The following is a 16,566-nucleotide window of genomic DNA, read 5'->3' on the forward strand; positions in this document are numbered from 1 at the left end:
GACTATATGAGCGACAAACAAGAATCATTGCTAAAGCTAGCAGAGCTGTTTAAAATCTTGGGAGACCCTACACGCCTTAAAATAGTAGAACTATTACTAGAAAATGAAATGTGTGTAAATCACATCGCAGAAACAATGGGAATGGGACAATCTGCTATTTCCCATCAACTTCGTGTATTACGTCAAGCACGCCTTGTTACATATCGCAAAGAGGGGAAAACCGCATATTACTCTCTAAATGATGATCATGTGGAAGGTCTTGTAAGAATGGGTATGGAACACGTATCTCATCAATAAGAATATTAACTTATGCATTTTAAAGCAAAATAAAAGGAGCCTTTTTAAAGGGCTCCTTTTTGTTTAGGTATACTAGTATCAATATAATGGGAATAGATAATAGGCGATTGTAATAAATAGCGGCATAGTTACTGCCGATAGAATTGTAGTACCCATAACAATTTGCGTAGCATATTCAGGGTTATTCTTCATTTCAATGGCAATGAGAGACATATTGATAGCTGTCGGTACGCTATAGGTTATGATAATAGTTTGCGCTGCTATTGGGTGCATAGGACCATAGAACTTGATGAATAATATAGTTATAGCAGCGGCTATGAGTGGACTTACAACAAGACGCAAGGTTGAAGCAAGCATAACATCAAGATTAAAGAAGTTTAACGGTGTTCTATTAATCTGTACTCCTAAAGCAATCATAGCAACCCCAACAAAGGCATTAGCAAAGATATTAAGTGGAGCAAAGAAGAAGAGCCCATGTAAATCAAAAGGGAGAAACTGGCAGATCAGAGCCATTGGGATAGCATATACCATTGGCATGTGGAACACAACTTTTAGCGCATCTCGTGGGCTAAGTCTGCCCGCACCAGCTTGGTAGAACCCATACGTATTACTGCTGATGGTTTGAATAATCATAATGGATACGACGCTTACAAGACCTAAGTTTGCATAGGGGGTAGTTCCATCAATAACATAGGGGATGTTTGTAAATACAAATATAGCAAGGGCGACGCCCATATTCCCTACATTGTTAAACATAACACAGTTTTTTAAGGTCGCAATCTTGGCTACGTCATAACCCTGCATTCGACCTACTACATCCGATAGTATGGAGTTTAGTATGAGTACACAGAATGCAACAAATACAATTTCTAATGTACCTGAGTTAAGTTTTGCTTCATACATAGCTCTAAATATAAACGTAGGTAATAATATGTAGAAGTTCAGCTTACTCAGCGTATACAGATCAAGTTTAAATTTTCTATCTAATATAAATCCAACCCCTATAAGTATTAAAATAGGTATCATGGAATTCATAAAGATATGGCCTATTAATACTAATAAATTCATTATCTCACCTAGAGTTTCTTATTAAAATAGGACATAGTTTTAACTTATTATATAACCGTATAGAGTAAATATACAGTTAGTATTATATGAATGATTAGTGGATAAGTTTCAAAATCTGCTCAGAACTTTCTTATCCTCTATAGTATTATCATACCATAGTATGTATTGTTTGAGGTTTAAAAATTTATCTATTATGATTACTTATCATATTCATCAGAAATATATATGAAAATGTGAGCTTTTACATACAATTTAATTATTAGAATTATAGTATAATGTGAATATATTGTATATTTAGTTTTTGTTAGTCGAGGTATCTCTAGGTTTGATCATAGCTTTCACAGTATGGCGTCCAGAGGGATGCACAGGAGGAATTATGAAACGAATTCTATTAGTAGTAATGAGCGTTTTCATGCTTGCCTTTCTAGTAGGCTGTGGTAACGATGCAAGCAAACCGGCAGAAACAGGTAAACCAAGTACATCTGAAAAGATTACTGTACAAGCTGCTGCTAGTCTTAAAGGGGCTCTTACAGAACTGGCTGATGCTTACAAAAAAAGCCATCATTTAGCAGATGATCAAATTGCTATTAACTTTGCTGGCTCTGGCACATTGCGTCAACAAATTGAACAAGGTGCACCAGCTAGTTTATTCATCTCTGCTGACGAAAAAAATATGAAAATGTTACAAGAAAAAGACCTTGTAAGCGATGTAAAACCATTCGTTACAAATGAACTCGTTCTCGTAGTTCCAAAAGGCCAACCTAAAGTTGAGTTGAATCAAATTGCTACGGTAAAACGCATTGTATTGGGTAACCCTGAAACAGTGCCAGCTGGTAACTATGGTAAACAAGTATTAACAAAATTAGGCGTATGGGAACAAGTAGAGCCAAACGTAGTATATGCTAAAGACGTAAAAGCTGTAACAGCTTCTATTAGTCAAGGTGCTGGCGACGCTGGTTTTATTTATAAAACTGACGCTATTGCAGCGGGCGATGCCGTTCAAATTTCTGCAGTAACACCGGCGGACTCTCATGATCCAGTTATCTACCCAATTGGTATCATTAAAAAATATGACAATGCATTGGCAAAAGATTTCTACCAATATGTAATGAGCCCAGAAGGCCAAAAAGTATTAGAGAAATACGGTTTCTCCCCTTCTAAATAAGGATAAAACGCTAGCTCTCATGGCTAGCGTTTTATTATGATACAATATAATAGTACTGTCTATATTTGTGGAAAATAGAGTGAACAAATTATACATGATAACACCTATATATAGTGTGTAGCAACGGCAGTATATTTTAATTTAGTTAACATCATATCAAATTATCGTATAGAAAGGGGGAGTGGCATGAGTCCATTCTGGCTATCGCTGTGGGTGGCGAGCATTGCCCTTGTTATTGTTATCCTAAGTGGCTTAGCCGTTTGCTACTGGATGAATCGCTGTAAATGGGGCGGCATTGCTATTCTTGATGCTCTTATTACATTGCCTCTAGTACTACCTCCTGTAGTTGTTGGTTTCGGGCTGCTTATGGTATTTACGCCGGGCTATGCCTTTGGGGCTTGGCTTGAAGCTCATGGTATGAGCGTCGTCTTTGCCGCTTCCGGTGCCGTTGTAGCCTCTTCTGTTATTGCCTTTCCACTGTTTTATCAAACCGTACGTTCCGCATTGCAGTCCGTAGATCATAATATGGAGGATGTGGCAAGAACATTAGGTGCTTCAGAGTTACGCATTTTCTTTACCATATCTGTACCACTCGCATGGAAAGGTATTTTAACAGGTAGTATTTTAGCATTCTGCCGTGCTATGGGTGAGTTCGGCGCTACCATCTTGATTGCAGGTAATATTCCAAAGGTAACCCGTACCATGCCGTTAGCTATCTACTCCTATGTAGAGGCCGGGCAGTACATGGATGCCTTTGAGCTAGTTATTTATATTTGTGTTCTTACATTGGCGTTACTGAGCGGGATTCACCTTATTACAAAAGGTTCCTTGTTCCGCCATACAGATAATAATTAGGAGGTTCTATGATTACATTTTCCTTTACTGTAGCTAGACCTTCTGTGACTGTGAAAGCCGATGGTGCACTGCCATCTGGCATTACTGTACTGACTGGACAGTCCGGCAGTGGTAAAAGTACGTTTATCAAATGTATCGCAGGCCTCGTAAAACCCACAACTGGCAGTATTCAATGTGATGAAACAGCGTGGGTTGATCGAGATAAAAAGCTTTGGGTACCCGCTCAAGAGCGCCAAGTAGGCTATATGCCACAAGGCAATATTGTATTTCCTCACTTGTCCGTAGAAAATAATATTACTTACAGTAAGCGTGGTACACCTGAGATGTGCGATACGCTATTGCAGCGGTTAGGCTTAGAGAAATACAGAAAAACTAAGGCGGGCAGCCTATCTGGTGGTGAGCAACAACGGGTTGCACTGGGGCGTGCTCTCTACTCTAAACCGACTATTTTGCTTCTCGATGAGCCTTTATCTGCACTAGACTGGAATTTGAGAAAACAAGTTCGTGAGGACCTTGTATCTATCATTCGTGAATGGGATGTACCCTGCGTATGGGTTACCCATGATGAAAGTGAAGCAGAAAGCGTCGGAGATAGACACTGGACCTGTGAAAACGGAATCATTACAATTCCTAAATAAGGGCATGACTAATAAAAATATAAAACACCTTCATAAACGGTATCATATGATTATGCTATTCAACGTGAATAGGGACTCATTATGATGACTGTTTGTGAAGGTGTTTTTCTATTACTATAATCTTTATGAAGGTATTTTCTATTACTATAATCTTTATGATTGATTTAGTATATGTACATTACATTTTGCTTGTCGTTACTGTTTAATTTCTGCAGATGTGTGTGCTGTTTTACTTACAAATCCAACGATAGCGGTAACGACAAATGCCATTGTAAAGGCTGGCAATGTGGCACCTATTGTGCTTTCACTATACAACATATAGTGGTATAAACCAACAGATACGGCCCAAATAAGACCTCGTACGAGATAAGCCGATAAGGCTTGTACTTGTTGGCGATTAATAAAGTAGTCTGCCAATAAGATGGCAATCATCGGTGCAAATACAGAGCCGATGAGGTATAGGAAGTCTGTAATATTATCCATTGGATATAGAATAGCTGCAATAGTGCCCACGATAGTAACGATGACGGCTATACCTTTACTGGATGCACCGTTATAGATAGTCGTACTAGATACGCCTGCAGAGTAAGCATCCATAAAGGTTGTCGTAACGGTAGAGAAGATGATAACGATGAGTCCCGCAAGGCCAAGTCCTGCATTCATCATGATAGTAATGATGGAGTCGCCACCGCCAAAGATAGCGGCACTAAGACCTAAGGTGTACATAACGATACTTGTTATAGTGTAGACTGTAGCACTTGTAAGTGATGCGGAGAAAGGATTTTTGCTTTCACGAGTATAATCACTGATGAGAGGTAGCCAAGATAGTGGCATGGCAATAGATAATTCAAGGGCAGCGATGAAACTCATGTTTCCACTAGTTAGAAGCGTACCTTCACTAGGCCACTGGGATATCATGTGAGCCCCCATGTAGAGGGTGAGACCGAGCAATAGAACAGATACGATGGCTTGAATATAGCCAGTATTGTGGAGGCCGATAAAAAGCCATAGGATGACAAGCACACCGATAGCTATCGTCCAAAATATGGGGGATAGAGGCGCTAGTTCTTGTAAGGCTAACATAGCATCGTAGATCATGATGCTAGTCCAGCCGATGAGTTGAAGCATGTTTAAAAAGGCAAAGCCTTTAGCCCCTAGTGGGCCAAAGCTGAAGGCGGTAGTATTCATACTGCCTTGTTGTAAACGTCCACCGATGAGGCCAGCTCCAAAGAGTAATATACCGCCAATGATATGCCCTAGTATGATGGCATATAGACCTTGGGTGAGCCCTAATGGGGCCAAATAGGTTCCTGTCATAATTTCCGCTATAGATAGAGCGGCGCCAAACCATATCATGGCGAACTGTGGTTGTGTAATGTATGTATCTTTCATACGTCCTCCTTGCCAGGAAGTCATAGAAAAAGCCGAGTCCCAAAAAAGGAACTCGGCTATTAATCCTCTATGTTCCCTACGTTGGCATTATCCAAATCAGGTTATGGGTTAAAGCGATAGCTTACTCTCAGCCCACTCTTGTGAGCACCCCGTTATGGCTTCATTATATGCGGATAATAGGAAACCGTCAATTCTTTTTGTTGCATAGATTGTATAATGATGTTATAACTAGAGTATAAAAATATATTGCCACTAGGGGTGCTTTTGCTGAGATTGACCATTCAAAACCCTAGACCTGATCCAGATAATACCGGCGTAGGGAAGTGGAGTGCAACATAATACTAAACTATTACGAGACCATTCCATTTTGAGTGGTCTTGTTTTTATATGTTTGGAGGTATTATGAAAAAACTGATTATTGCCAGCATATGTGTGGCCTTAGGTGTAGTATTATCTACTACATCAATTCCTGTTGGGCCAGCTCGTATTTTTCCGTTTCAACATATGATTAATGTTATCTTAGCCGTTGTGGTGGGGGCAAGATTTTCCATAGGTGCTGCCTTTAGTACATCTTGTTTACGCAATGTATTGGCACTAGGTTCTCCTTTAGCCTTTCCTGGCAGCATGATTGGTGCTTGGTTATCGGCTTATTTATATAAGACATATAACGCTCTATGGGCGGCGGCTCTAGGCGAAATCATTGGTACCGGCCTTATCGGTGCTCTTGTGAGTTATCCTATAGCCAATTTCTTGTTAGGTAAACCTTTGGCATTGTTGACTTTGATTGTATCCTTCGCCATGAGCTCTGTAGCAGGTGCTTGCATTGGTTTTCTAGTATTACAAATCTTATCTCGTCGTCATCTATTACATAAGGAGGCATAATGAAACTATATACTGCATTGACAATTGCTGGTACTGATCCTAGCGGTGGTGCTGGTATTATGGCCGATTTGAAATCATTCCAAAGTCGTCACGTATATGGCATGGCTGTTGTTACCTCTGTGGTAGCCCAAAATACAACGGGCGTACATCATGTAGAACATCTGTCGCTAGAGAGTATTGAGCGACAATTACACGATGTGTATTCTGACATTGAACCTCAAGCCGTTAAGACGGGCATGATTGCATTGCCAGAGATGATGGACCTTATCTATCCTTATGTGAGTCAACGAATTCCGTATGTAATGGATCCTGTTATGATTGCCACTAGCGGTGATCGACTCGTATCAGATGAGGCAGTAAACTTCTTAAAATCTAAACTCATTCCTACTGCAACTGTGATTACCCCTAATCGCAGCGAAGCGGAGGTTTTAGCGGACATGTCTATTACATGTGAAAGCGACATAACAACGGCGGCTAATCGAATTTTACAGGACTTAGGACCGCAAGTGGTCATCATTAAAGGTGGTCACATCGGTGAAGATGCAACGGATTATGCTTTCACTAAAGATGGTAGCGTCCGCACTTGGACAAGCCCAAAATATGACACGGTGCATACTCATGGTACGGGTTGTACCTTCTCCGCAGTGATTACAGCGGAGCTTGCAAAGGGCCGTGATGTAATGGATGCCATTGGGATTGCCAAGGACTATATTGCACTGGCCATCAAACATAATCCTGCGCTCGGCAAAGGCTGTGGCCCCGTTAATCATATGGCTTATGGACTGTTATCTAATGGACCTGAAGCGATGGATGAGCTCTTGAAAAATGACGAGAGGAGATAGTAATATGACCTATGAAAACCCATATATGAATGGTCAAATTTTGCCAGACCTAAATATATTAGAAATCTTGCGCCAGAGAAACCCTCTCGTTATTTGTATCACCAATGATGTGGTGAGGACCTTTACGGCAAATGGTTTACTAGCTATTGGCGCATCACCAGTGATGAGTGAGTGTAGTGAAGATTTGAAAAACCTCATCGTTCATGCATCGGCGCTACTCATCAATATTGGCACTCTTACGCCAGACAAGGTTAGTTACTACAAAGATGCCATAGCGCTGGCGAAGAAACATGAAGTTCCTATCGTTTTAGATCCGGTAGGTTGTCATGCGGGGGCTTATCGCTTATCTGTGGTGTTAGATTTGATTAAGACTGGTAACATCTCATTATTGCGAGGTAATCAAAGTGAAATTAAAGCTATCTACGATGCTTTGAGTCCTAATAATCAGGCAGATATATCCACTACCGGTAAAGGTGTAGACGGAGGACAGGTCGAGGATAGTGCTGTTATAGCATATCGTCTAGCGCGCCTTATTAACTGCCCTGTTGTAGCTACTAGCGAAGAGGATTATGTTTCTGATGGAACTCGGGTATTTGCAGTGCCACACGGGCACCCTATTATGACGGCTGTAACGGGTACAGGCTGTCTATTAGGGGCTGTGTTGGCGGCCTTCTTCAGTGCGTATTATCCATGTAAAAACAGACTATCTATGGGTGAGTTTCTCGCTTATGCATTGGCTTACTATGGTTTAGCCGGTGAAAGTGCCGTACAGGTAAGTGGCGTAAAACCTGGTAGCTTTAGTACAGCCTTTATGGATAGCTTATATACACTCGATGATGCGGTGCTTATGTCTGAAAATCATATACGCCCTGTAGTTGTGCCAGATCAATTACAAGTTTATTTCATCAGTGGTACGCAAGATGTAGAGCTGAATGAAAATCGTTTACTCTCTATCGTAGAGGACGCTTGTCGAGGCGGTGTGACTTGTTTCCAATTTAGAGAAAAGGGCGAAGGTACATTAGACGGTCAACAGAAGTTAGAACTAGCACAACAGTTACAACATATCTGTGCCAAGTATAATGTGCTCTATATTATCAACGATGATGTAGACTTAGCGATGGCTGTTAATGCTGATGGTGTACATGTAGGACAAGAGGATATGCGACTAGAAGAGGTGCGTAATGTTGTGGACCATAAGGTGGTTGGTATCTCTATTCACTCTGTGGAGGAACTACATAACACTGATGTAATCTACGCTGATTGTGTAGGTGTAGGACCTATGTACGCCACAAGTAGTAAGCCTGACGCCCAAGTACCATGCGGACCAAATCGAATTACTGAACTTCAAGCAGAAGGCTTAACATTACCATGTGTAGGAATTGGTGGCATCACTTTAGATAATGCGAAACCTATACTACAAGCGGGGGCCTGTGGTGTAGCTGTAATTTCTGCTATCGCTCATGCAGAGAGTCCTTATGAAGCAGCACAACAATTTAAGACATTAGTTGATAGAACTGTATAGCCGATATGACCATGTGATGAGTTATGATATATGGCTAACTATTAGCCATGAGCGTACAAAATCTTATTAAATAGAACACGACCTTAATAATAAATAGAACACAAAAAAAGACGATGACCTAAGTCATCGTCTTTTTGTTAAGGAAGTTGTTAGTACTTACTGTAAGATCATATTGTACTTACAGGTGTGTTTAATTTAAATCTGCACTTACAGGTTGTTAGTTTAGTTAGTGTCGTACTTACAGATTAGATGGATTCCACGAAACGGTGGAAGAAAGCTTGTGGGTGAGCACATACTGGGCAAACTTTAGGAGCTTCTTCACCAACGTGTACGTAACCGCAGTTAGCACAGATCCAAGCAACTGGTTCGTCGTTGTGGAATACTTTGTTACCGGATACTTGAGCTGCTAATGCAAGGTAACGAGCTTCATGACGAGCTTCGATTTTACCAACTTCGCGCATTTGGTAAGCGATTTTTGCAAAGCCTTCTTTTTCAGCTTCGTCAGCGAAATCTTTGTACATTGTAGTGTGTTCGTAGTTTTCGCCAGCTGCTGCATCACGAAGGTTAGCTTCGATATCGGAAGATACGTCGCCACCATGAAGAGCTTTGAACCACAATTTAGCATGTGCGGATTCGTTGTGAGCTGTTTCTTCGAAATAATCAGCGATTTCGTTCATGCCAGCTTTACGAGCTGCTGCTGCGTAGAAAGTATATTTTTGGAATGCTTGGGATTCGCCAGCGAATGCTGCTTGAAGATTTTTTTCAGTGTTAGAACCTTTTAATTCTGCCATTTTAATACTCCTTTGTACTTACGATAATTTTCAAATTTGTTACTTAACTTATATATTCATAACCACTTGGTTGTGAATTCAAATAATAGAATACTTATTCTACAATTTTCGTGGGCGACTTCGCCTTAGTAAGAAAACTTATTCTTAGATTAAATAGACACTTGCCTAACTCTTAAAATAGTACTTACTGATTTTTGTTTTTTCGGCACTTGCCGTCTTAACAGTTTTATATACAATGGTGTATCCGTATACTTAACGAATAATCATTGTTGACTATATTGTAACATACTAAATGAGAAATGCAAGTGTTTTTGTAAAATTTATTTCGAAAATTTTCTAAATGATAAATATTATCAATGTAGTAAAAATGCGGTTTCTTTAAGACTGAATAGTACAGGATTTATAAAATAAGGTGATTTTGATATTGAGAATGATAACTAAATGAAAAATCATTATTGATTAGTTGTTGATATTATTTTCTTTAGATGTACTAATAATTCCCTATAAAATGACATACTTTCAACTATAGAATTAAGATATATTTATAGAATTTTGTATTTTTTGTATAATAAGTATATACATACTGACGTAAAAGGAGGCGCTATGGCATTTGTTAGATATTACGTAGGCGATGTGGTGAAGATGAAAAAATCACATCCTTGCGGTAGTGACGAGTGGGAAGTGAAACGTATTGGCACGGATTTTCTCATCGTATGTAACGGCTGTGGTCATCAACTGCTGATGCCGCGCCCTAAATTTGAAAAGGCTGTGAAGAAAATTGTTTCTCGATTGCCAGAGAATGAGTAAGGAGGTCCTATGGTACGACTTACTGACTATGTGACAAATGGGGGCTGTGCGTGTAAGATTGGTCCTCATATATTAAATCGTGTTTTGAAAGCAGTGACACCTGTTACAAATGACCAAGTCTTAGCCGATATGACTGGTTCTGATGATGCAGGTGTATATAAAATTTCTGATACATTAGCGTTGGTTCAAACATTAGACTTTTTTACGCCTATGGTTAATGATCCTGTTTTGTTTGGTAAGATTGCAGCGGCCAATGCATTAAGCGATGTATATGCTATGGGTGGAACTCCCTTGACTGCCATGAACATTGTAGGCTTCCCAGTACCTCTTGTTGAGCAAGGAATCTTAACAGACGTGTTAAACGGCGCAGGCTCAATGGTAGCCGAATCTGGTGCGGCTATCGTAGGAGGCCATAGCATAGAAAATAAAGAACCTATCTTTGGTATGTCTGTGACCGGGCAAGTGAATCCCAATCGTATTTGGAAAAACAAAGGGGCCCAAGTAGGGGATGTATTGGTGCTCACAAAACGTATTGGAACAGGCATCATGAATAATGCGCTGAAAGCAGATTTATTCCCTGTCGGTACCGGGCAAGCTGTCACTAGCATGAGTACTTTAAATAGAGTAGGTGCAGAGGTAGCTCATAACTTTACTGTGCATGCTTGTACTGATGTGACTGGTTTTAGCCTTATGGGGCACTCTGTAGAAATGGCTAGTGCCTCTGATGTGACAATCCATATTAAGGCTTACGACATTCCTCTCTTTGATGATGTCATCGAAGCGGCTCAAATGGGATTAGTACCAGCCGCATCCTATGGGAATCGCAAAGCTATAACGGACGTACAAGTAGATGCATCTTTAGACCCTGTATGGACCGATATTCTCTTTGATCCACAAACCTCGGGTGGGCTGCTGTTCTCTGTTCCTGCTAGTGAAGGTGCAGAACTCGTCGAGGCGTTACATAAGGCTGGTATAGACTGTGCGGCTATTATTGGTACTGTTGAAAGCTTCTCTGGATTGGCTGTACGCGTAACAGAATAATATGGCGTAACGAAATGACATTAGTAACAATATAATATGGCGCTTACGGTGTTAAATTAAATATCATTAGCTGATAGCTGATAGCTGATAGCTGATAGCTGATAGCTGATAGCTGATAGCTGATAGCTGATAGTGATACTTTCATAAAACATATAATATATATAACATAGAGGTGTATGATGAGCAATACAAATGAATTAACTGTAGATGTACGTGGTAGTTTGTGTCCAAAACCTGTTATTGAAACTAAGAAGGTAAGTGATGCGAATCCGAGTGCGGTTATTATTACAATCGTAGATAATGAGGTTAGTCGCGATAATGTAGAAAAATTCGGCAAGTCTCGCGGTTATGGGGTGGACATCCGACAAGATGGTAAGGATTTCTACCTTACTATGACTCCTAATGCAAATCCAGTAGTAGACGGTAGTTGTGAACCAATGAGCTATGGTAACCGTGTCATCTTGATGACGAAGGACTATCTTGGTGAAGGCAGTGAAGAGTTAGGTCGTAACCTAATGAAAACGTTCTGGGTGTGCATGGTTGAAGCAGATGTGAAGCCATCTAAGATCTATTTCATCAATAGCAGTGTGAAGATGGTAACGAATGATTCGGTTCATTTAGAAAATATTAAAAAATTAGCTGATGCAGGTGTTGAAATTGCAGCATGTGGTATTTGTCTTGATTTCTATGGGGTAAAAGAAGAACTTGGCGTAGGTAGTATTACAAATATGTACGCTATTACAGATTCTATCCTTGGGGAAAACTTAGTTAAGTTATAATTGTTAGCACCTAGTTTTGATGTACTGTTTTAGACTAGATGTTTTAGTTTAAAGGAATCGTCAACGTTACAGTGATGTCATATCAGATGTTATGGTAGGAGGTAGGGCATTGGAAAATAAAAAATTGCTAGTCGTCTTTACGTCCTATTATTTTGGTGATAAAGCAGACAAGGTATTAACAGAATTAGAGGTGCCTCATCAATTGATGGCTACACCTCCAGAGCTTTACGATATGTGTGGTCTATCTGTGCAAATAGATCCAAGTATTGTAGAGCAGGTTCAGACTATTTTAAAAGAACATAAGATTAGTACATCTGGCCTCTTTTGGTATGAAAAAGGTGAGCTAGCAGTGCCTTATAAAGCCTAGACAGCGTCTAGGTTTTTCCTTATTTCCTTTTATAAAAGTTTTGATTCTTATATAATTTAAAGGCTGACTATGGTACTATAGGTATATGATACTTTTTATCATTATGGAGGTATATATGAGCAAGTATGAAATAGAAAATGTAAAATTAACAGCTCCTAAATTGGATCGTAAAGATTTAGAATATGCTATGACATATCGTTATGCATGTAAAAAGTTTGATAGCACTAAAAAGATTTCTGAAGAAGATTGGAATTCTATTTTAACAGCAGCTCGTTTGGCACCAACATCCCTTGGTTTTGAGCCTTTTGAATTGCTAGTTATCCAAAATCCAGAAATTCGGGAAAAAATGAAAGCTCATGGCTGGGGCATTCATGCGGGCCTTGAAGCAAGTCATTTTGTGGTATTCTTATCACGTAAAAAAGTGGACTTGGAGTTTGACTCCTCTTATGTACGTTATATTCAAGAAGAAGTTAAGCAATTACCTGCAGAAATAGATGCAGCATATCGCGAAAAATATGCTCAATTTACTACAAGTGATTATAAAACTTTTGAATCTGATCGTGCTGCCTTTGACTGGGCATCTAAACAAGCGTACATTGTAATGGCTAACATGATGACTATGGCTGCTTATGAAGGCTTAGATTCTTGTCCATTAGAAGGTTTCAATCAAGATGACATGACAGCACTCTTAGGTGATGAATTAGGACTCTTTGATACTAAACACTTTGGTATTTCCGTAATGGCTGCTTTTGGCTACCGTGATGAAGAACCACATCGTAATAAAACACGTCGTACCTTAGATGAAATTGTAACAGTAGTTGAATAGCTCTTTGCAACTTTAATCGAAAAAAAATTCATTAAACTTTCAAAACTGAATGGTATATTATAAATATACAAGGATTCTAAAATATTTATAAATACTGCGGTATTTGATAGGATTTATGAATATTTTGGTTGAATAGGAAGGAGTGATAGTATGTTATGGTCAATTATTGTTGGTGGTTTTATCGGGTTTCTAGCAGGTGCCATCACTAAAAAAGGCGGTGCAATGGGCATCATTGCCAATGTTGTTGCTGGGTTGGTAGGCTCCTCTGTAGGTCATGCTTTGTTTGGTACATGGGGTCCTAGCTTAGCAGGGATGTCCTTAATTCCATCTGTATTAGGTGCAGTAATTGTTGTTGCTGTAGTCTCATTTTTCTTCGGAAAAAGGGGCTAGTAATCTACTTATAAAAGTAGCTATAATATAGCTAAATGTGATTTTAAAAATGAAAGGAGTCACAATTATGGCATTAGAAGATAAATTAAATCAAGTTAAAGGTGCAGTAAAAGAAAATGTTGGCAAATTAACTGATGACAAACAAATGGAAGCAGAAGGTATTGTTGAAAATACAGTAGCAAAAGTAAAAGATGCTGCTAATACAATAACTGAAGATATCAAAAAAACTGCAGATGATGCTAAAGATGCTGTAGAAGGTGCGATTAGTGGCCTTAAAAATGCATTGGGTAATGATGACAAATAAAGCTATTACGGAGCATAAAAAAACCAGTAAATCCTTGGATTTACTGGTTTTTTATTGATATTAATTTGTATTATACGTTGAAACGGAAGTGTGTTACGTCGCCGTCTTTCATAACGTATTCTTTACCTTCTAGGCGTACAAGGCCTTTTTCTTTAGCCGCGTTTTGGCTGCCGCAAGCTTGTAAGTCATCAAAGGATACGATTTCAGCACGGATAAAGCCTTTTTCAATATCGGAGTGGATTTTACCAGCTGCTTGTGGAGCTTTAGTGCCGTTTACGATTGTCCAAGCACGAGCTTCCATTTCACCAGCTGTGAAGTAGTTGATAAGACCTAACAATGCATAGCTTGCTTTGATAAGTTTTGTTAAGCCAGATTCTTCAAGGCCTAAATCTTCAAGGAATGCAGCGGATTCTTCGTCGGATAATTCTGCAATTTCAGACTCGATGCGAGCGGAAACTACTACGATACCAGCACCTTCAGCTTTTGCGTATTCTTCTACGCGTTTTACGTGTTCGTTAGCAGAATAATCAGATACTTCATCTTCAGAAATGTTAGCTACATAAAGAGAAGGTTTTGCTGTGAGCAATGTCAACTCTTTGATCATTTCTAATTCTTCTTCATCAAGACCTTGCGCACGCACCGGTTTAGCTTCTCCTAAACCTTCGATAATGCGTTCTAGCAATGGCAACTCAGCACGAGCATCTTTATCGCCAGATTTAGCGATTTTTTCGATACGTTGTTTGCGTTTTTCTACGGACTCAAGGTCAGCAAGGCAAAGTTCAGTATTGATAATTTCGATGTCGCGGATTGGATCGATAGAACCTGCAACGTGAGTGATGTTAGGGTCATCGAAACAACGAATAACTTGGGCAATGGCATCTACTTGGCGGATATGGCTAAGGAATTTATTACCTAAACCTTCACCTTTAGATGCACCTTCTACGAGGCCCGCAATATCTACGAAGCGCATAGCAGCAGGGAGGATGCGTTTGGAACCGAACATTTCAGCCAATACAGCTAAACGATTATCTGGAACGTCAACGACACCTACGTTTGGCTCGATTGTACAGAAAGGATAGTTGGCAGCTTCAGCGCCCGCTTTTGTAATAGCGTTGAATAATGTACTTTTACCAACATTTGGAAGGCCTACGATGCCTACTTCTAAATTTGTGCTCATGGTACCACCTTTTATTAATTCATTGATTTCGTTCTTTGTGAAAGTTTCCTTAGAAACTCTATCAAATAAATATTATATCATATAGATGCTATAAATTTGTACTAAAAAAGTGACACCATTAGTCACATAGGTGACTAGTAGTGTCACTAAATCCCTTTACATAGAAATCGACAAATTATATATTGATGTCGAGGCCTCTAGATGTGTCAGGTCTTGCCAATTAGCTTTTATGTAGCAGGGCTTTGAAAAGGACCCTTTTGTCGTCAGGCCACATTTTCAAACTAGTAAGAGATGTGAGAACTGACGCCGGAAAACATCTATGCCTCACTTCTTCTAAGTAGTATACCATAGAAGTAGATAAAATCCCACACTGAGGTGTGGGATTTTATTTTGTATCTTATAGAGAGTGAGCTCGTAATTCTTCAGCAGAATGTGTAGAAATCCAAGCTGGTGGGATATCGAATACTGTGTAGCAACCTGTGCCGCCGTGTTTAGCAAGACGGTAGATACCACGTGTGTAAGCAACGAGTGCAGAGCCAGTGAATTCAGGGTTGGAGTCAAGTTTCAAGGAGTACTCGACAACGTGACGAGTGCCGTCTGTGCTTTCACCAGAGCGAAGAACGAAGCCACCATGTGGAATGCCTTTGTGGTCGCGATCAAGTTCTTCTTGAGAAATGAAGTTTACTACAGTTTCATAACCTACGAAGTAGTTTTCCATAGTTTTGATTTCGTTTTCAATTTTAGCTTTGTCAGCATCAGGAGCAGCTACTACATAGCACTCACGAAGATGACCTTTGTAGCCGTCAACGTCTGGAGTTTCACCATTGCGGATAGCTTCAAGGTATTGTTCTTTAGGAACAGTGTATTGACGAGCATCAAGAACACCATCGATACGACGAATAGCATCGGAGTGACCTTGGGAAACGCCACGGCCCCAGAATGTATAAGATTTGCCTTGAGGCAAGATGCTTTCAGCATATACACGTTGTAAAGAGAACATGCCTGGGTCCCAACCGCAAGAGATCAATGTAGCTGTTTTAGCTTCTTTAGCCACTTTGTCTACATTTGCGAAATGTTCAGGAATACGTGCATGTGTATCGAAGGAGTCGATACAGTTGAAGTATTTAGTTACCATTGGTGTTTGTTCGATAAGGTCTGTTGCAGAACCGCCACAAAGAACCATAACATCGATTTTACCTTTGAAGTTTGGTAAATCTTCCATAGTATATGTAGGAACACCAGAAACTGTTTCTAAACCTTTACGGCGAGAGAATACACCAACAAGCTCCATATCAGGTTGTAATTTTACGGATGCTTCAACGCCACGACCTAAGTTGCCGTAGCCAACGATACCAATACGAATTTTGCTCATATTAGCCTCCTATATAAATCGAGAAATTTAATTATTAACATTTTTATTATA

At 39.8% G+C, this 16,566-nt stretch carries 19 protein-coding genes and 2 riboswitches; of the genes, 14 read left to right on the top strand and 5 right to left on the bottom strand.

Annotated features, from left to right (window positions below; genetic code table 11):
- Positions 1–6 precede the first annotated feature (6 nt).
- Positions 7–297: a metalloregulator ArsR/SmtB family transcription factor gene (locus KH109_RS00950; RefSeq protein ID WP_024063797.1), complete on the top strand. Its 291-nt coding sequence runs from the start codon at positions 7–9 to the stop codon at positions 295–297.
- A 78-nt stretch (positions 298–375) separates the two neighbouring features.
- On the opposite strand, the gene KH109_RS00955 is transcribed toward KH109_RS00950, so the two are convergent.
- Positions 376–1,365, bottom strand: coding sequence for an AEC family transporter (locus tag KH109_RS00955; RefSeq protein ID WP_295214784.1), 990 nt, complete (start codon positions 1,363–1,365; stop codon positions 376–378).
- Between the two features lie 376 nt (positions 1,366–1,741).
- Here KH109_RS00955 and modA point away from each other — a divergent pair, with 376 nt between their 5' ends.
- The 3 genes from modA to KH109_RS00970 all read left to right on the top strand — a co-directional run bounded on the left by modA (position 1,742) and on the right by KH109_RS00970 (position 4,023).
- Entirely contained in the window at positions 1,742–2,530 is a 789-nt protein-coding gene (modA, locus tag KH109_RS00960; protein WP_295214787.1) for a molybdate ABC transporter substrate-binding protein, read from the top strand.
- A gap of 186 nt (positions 2,531–2,716) precedes the next feature.
- On the top strand, positions 2,717–3,385 hold the full coding sequence (gene modB, locus KH109_RS00965) for a molybdate ABC transporter permease subunit (protein ID WP_295214790.1): 669 nt from the start codon (positions 2,717–2,719) through the stop codon (positions 3,383–3,385).
- Positions 3,386–3,393: 8 nt separating this feature from the next.
- Positions 3,394–4,023, top strand: coding sequence for an ATP-binding cassette domain-containing protein (locus tag KH109_RS00970; RefSeq protein WP_295214793.1), 630 nt, complete (start codon positions 3,394–3,396; stop codon positions 4,021–4,023).
- A 195-nt stretch (positions 4,024–4,218) separates the two neighbouring features.
- On the opposite strand, the gene cytX is transcribed toward KH109_RS00970, so the two are convergent.
- Complete coding sequence (gene cytX, locus KH109_RS00975) at positions 4,219–5,415, bottom strand: putative hydroxymethylpyrimidine transporter CytX (RefSeq protein ID WP_295214795.1); 1,197 nt, start codon at positions 5,413–5,415, stop codon at positions 4,219–4,221.
- Between the two features lie 56 nt (positions 5,416–5,471).
- Positions 5,472–5,577, bottom strand: a riboswitch (TPP riboswitch).
- Positions 5,578–5,659: 82 nt separating this feature from the next.
- Positions 5,660–5,754: riboswitch (TPP riboswitch) on the top strand.
- Positions 5,755–5,817: 63 nt separating this feature from the next.
- Here cytX and thiW point away from each other — a divergent pair.
- Genes thiW through thiM form a run of 3 tightly spaced genes read left to right on the top strand, consistent with a single transcriptional unit; the run spans position 5,818 to position 8,661 of the window.
- Positions 5,818–6,297 carry an energy coupling factor transporter S component ThiW gene (thiW, locus tag KH109_RS00980; RefSeq protein WP_295214798.1) on the top strand — a complete coding sequence of 160 codons (480 nt, stop codon included), beginning with the start codon at positions 5,818–5,820 and terminating at the stop codon, positions 6,295–6,297.
- On the top strand, positions 6,297–7,139 hold the full coding sequence (gene thiD / locus KH109_RS00985) for a bifunctional hydroxymethylpyrimidine kinase/phosphomethylpyrimidine kinase (protein ID WP_295214801.1): 843 nt from the start codon (positions 6,297–6,299) through the stop codon (positions 7,137–7,139). Before thiW ends, thiD begins: the two co-directional genes overlap by 1 nt.
- Before the next feature lie 4 nt (positions 7,140–7,143).
- A complete protein-coding gene (gene thiM / locus KH109_RS00990; RefSeq protein WP_295214803.1) occupies positions 7,144–8,661 on the top strand; it encodes a hydroxyethylthiazole kinase in 1,518 nt (505 codons plus the stop codon).
- A gap of 245 nt (positions 8,662–8,906) precedes the next feature.
- Here thiM and rbr read toward each other — a convergent pair whose 3' ends face one another.
- On the bottom strand, positions 8,907–9,452 hold the full coding sequence (rbr, locus tag KH109_RS00995; protein WP_105085230.1) for a rubrerythrin: 546 nt from the start codon (positions 9,450–9,452) through the stop codon (positions 8,907–8,909).
- 603 nt (positions 9,453–10,055) lie between these two features.
- On the opposite strand from rbr, the gene KH109_RS01000 reads away from it, so the two are divergent.
- The 7 genes from KH109_RS01000 to KH109_RS01030 all read left to right on the top strand — a co-directional run bounded on the left by KH109_RS01000 (position 10,056) and on the right by KH109_RS01030 (position 13,966).
- On the top strand, positions 10,056–10,259 hold the full coding sequence (locus KH109_RS01000) for a DUF951 domain-containing protein (protein ID WP_004693828.1): 204 nt from the start codon (positions 10,056–10,058) through the stop codon (positions 10,257–10,259).
- Positions 10,260–10,268: 9 nt separating this feature from the next.
- Entirely contained in the window at positions 10,269–11,300 is a 1,032-nt protein-coding gene (gene selD / locus KH109_RS01005; protein WP_295214806.1) for a selenide, water dikinase SelD, read from the top strand.
- A 179-nt stretch (positions 11,301–11,479) separates the two neighbouring features.
- On the top strand, positions 11,480–12,079 hold the full coding sequence (gene yedF, locus KH109_RS01010; RefSeq protein ID WP_295214809.1) for a sulfurtransferase-like selenium metabolism protein YedF: 600 nt from the start codon (positions 11,480–11,482) through the stop codon (positions 12,077–12,079).
- A gap of 109 nt (positions 12,080–12,188) precedes the next feature.
- Complete coding sequence (locus KH109_RS01015) at positions 12,189–12,446, top strand: DUF3343 domain-containing protein (RefSeq protein ID WP_119207252.1); 258 nt, start codon at positions 12,189–12,191, stop codon at positions 12,444–12,446.
- 115 nt (positions 12,447–12,561) lie between these two features.
- Entirely contained in the window at positions 12,562–13,272 is a 711-nt protein-coding gene (locus KH109_RS01020) for an NAD(P)H-dependent oxidoreductase (RefSeq protein ID WP_295214812.1), read from the top strand.
- A gap of 150 nt (positions 13,273–13,422) precedes the next feature.
- Positions 13,423–13,662 (top strand): GlsB/YeaQ/YmgE family stress response membrane protein, encoded by a 240-nt coding sequence (locus KH109_RS01025; RefSeq protein WP_295214815.1) that lies wholly within the window; start codon positions 13,423–13,425, stop codon positions 13,660–13,662.
- Positions 13,663–13,729: 67 nt separating this feature from the next.
- Complete coding sequence (locus KH109_RS01030; protein ID WP_295214818.1) at positions 13,730–13,966, top strand: CsbD family protein; 237 nt, start codon at positions 13,730–13,732, stop codon at positions 13,964–13,966.
- 70 nt (positions 13,967–14,036) lie between these two features.
- On the opposite strand, the gene ychF is transcribed toward KH109_RS01030, so the two are convergent.
- Together ychF and KH109_RS01040 are read right to left on the bottom strand one after the other, a co-directional pair.
- Positions 14,037–15,143, bottom strand: coding sequence for a redox-regulated ATPase YchF (ychF, locus tag KH109_RS01035; protein ID WP_295214821.1), 1,107 nt, complete (start codon positions 15,141–15,143; stop codon positions 14,037–14,039).
- A gap of 397 nt (positions 15,144–15,540) precedes the next feature.
- Positions 15,541–16,515 carry a diaminopimelate dehydrogenase gene (locus KH109_RS01040; protein ID WP_295214824.1) on the bottom strand — a complete coding sequence of 325 codons (975 nt, stop codon included), beginning with the start codon at positions 16,513–16,515 and terminating at the stop codon, positions 15,541–15,543.
- Positions 16,516–16,566: the final 51 nt, after the last annotated feature.

The sequence above is a fragment of the Veillonella sp. genome, assembly GCF_018381775.1.
In the GTDB taxonomy this organism is placed as follows: domain Bacteria; phylum Bacillota; class Negativicutes; order Veillonellales; family Veillonellaceae; genus Veillonella.

Bases quoted from the DNA above. Each gene is read 5' to 3' on its own strand.
- KH109_RS00950 (WP_024063797.1), top strand. From the start codon at position 7: ATGAGCGACAAACAAGAATCATTGCTAAAGCTAGCAGAGCTGTTTAAA.
- KH109_RS00955 (WP_295214784.1), bottom strand. From the start codon at position 1,365: ATGAATTTATTAGTATTAATAGGCCATATCTTTATGAATTCCATGATA.
- modA (WP_295214787.1), top strand. From the start codon at position 1,742: ATGAAACGAATTCTATTAGTAGTAATGAGCGTTTTCATGCTTGCCTTT.
- modB (WP_295214790.1), top strand. From the start codon at position 2,717: ATGAGTCCATTCTGGCTATCGCTGTGGGTGGCGAGCATTGCCCTTGTT.
- KH109_RS00970 (WP_295214793.1), top strand. From the start codon at position 3,394: ATGATTACATTTTCCTTTACTGTAGCTAGACCTTCTGTGACTGTGAAA.
- cytX (WP_295214795.1), bottom strand. From the start codon at position 5,415: ATGAAAGATACATACATTACACAACCACAGTTCGCCATGATATGGTTT.
- thiW (WP_295214798.1), top strand. From the start codon at position 5,818: ATGAAAAAACTGATTATTGCCAGCATATGTGTGGCCTTAGGTGTAGTA.
- thiD (WP_295214801.1), top strand. From the start codon at position 6,297: ATGAAACTATATACTGCATTGACAATTGCTGGTACTGATCCTAGCGGT.
- thiM (WP_295214803.1), top strand. From the start codon at position 7,144: ATGACCTATGAAAACCCATATATGAATGGTCAAATTTTGCCAGACCTA.
- rbr (WP_105085230.1), bottom strand. From the start codon at position 9,452: ATGGCAGAATTAAAAGGTTCTAACACTGAAAAAAATCTTCAAGCAGCA.
- KH109_RS01000 (WP_004693828.1), top strand. From the start codon at position 10,056: ATGGCATTTGTTAGATATTACGTAGGCGATGTGGTGAAGATGAAAAAA.
- selD (WP_295214806.1), top strand. From the start codon at position 10,269: ATGGTACGACTTACTGACTATGTGACAAATGGGGGCTGTGCGTGTAAG.
- yedF (WP_295214809.1), top strand. From the start codon at position 11,480: ATGAGCAATACAAATGAATTAACTGTAGATGTACGTGGTAGTTTGTGT.
- KH109_RS01020 (WP_295214812.1), top strand. From the start codon at position 12,562: ATGAGCAAGTATGAAATAGAAAATGTAAAATTAACAGCTCCTAAATTG.
- KH109_RS01025 (WP_295214815.1), top strand. From the start codon at position 13,423: ATGTTATGGTCAATTATTGTTGGTGGTTTTATCGGGTTTCTAGCAGGT.
- KH109_RS01030 (WP_295214818.1), top strand. From the start codon at position 13,730: ATGGCATTAGAAGATAAATTAAATCAAGTTAAAGGTGCAGTAAAAGAA.
- ychF (WP_295214821.1), bottom strand. From the start codon at position 15,143: ATGAGCACAAATTTAGAAGTAGGCATCGTAGGCCTTCCAAATGTTGGT.
- KH109_RS01040 (WP_295214824.1), bottom strand. From the start codon at position 16,515: ATGAGCAAAATTCGTATTGGTATCGTTGGCTACGGCAACTTAGGTCGT.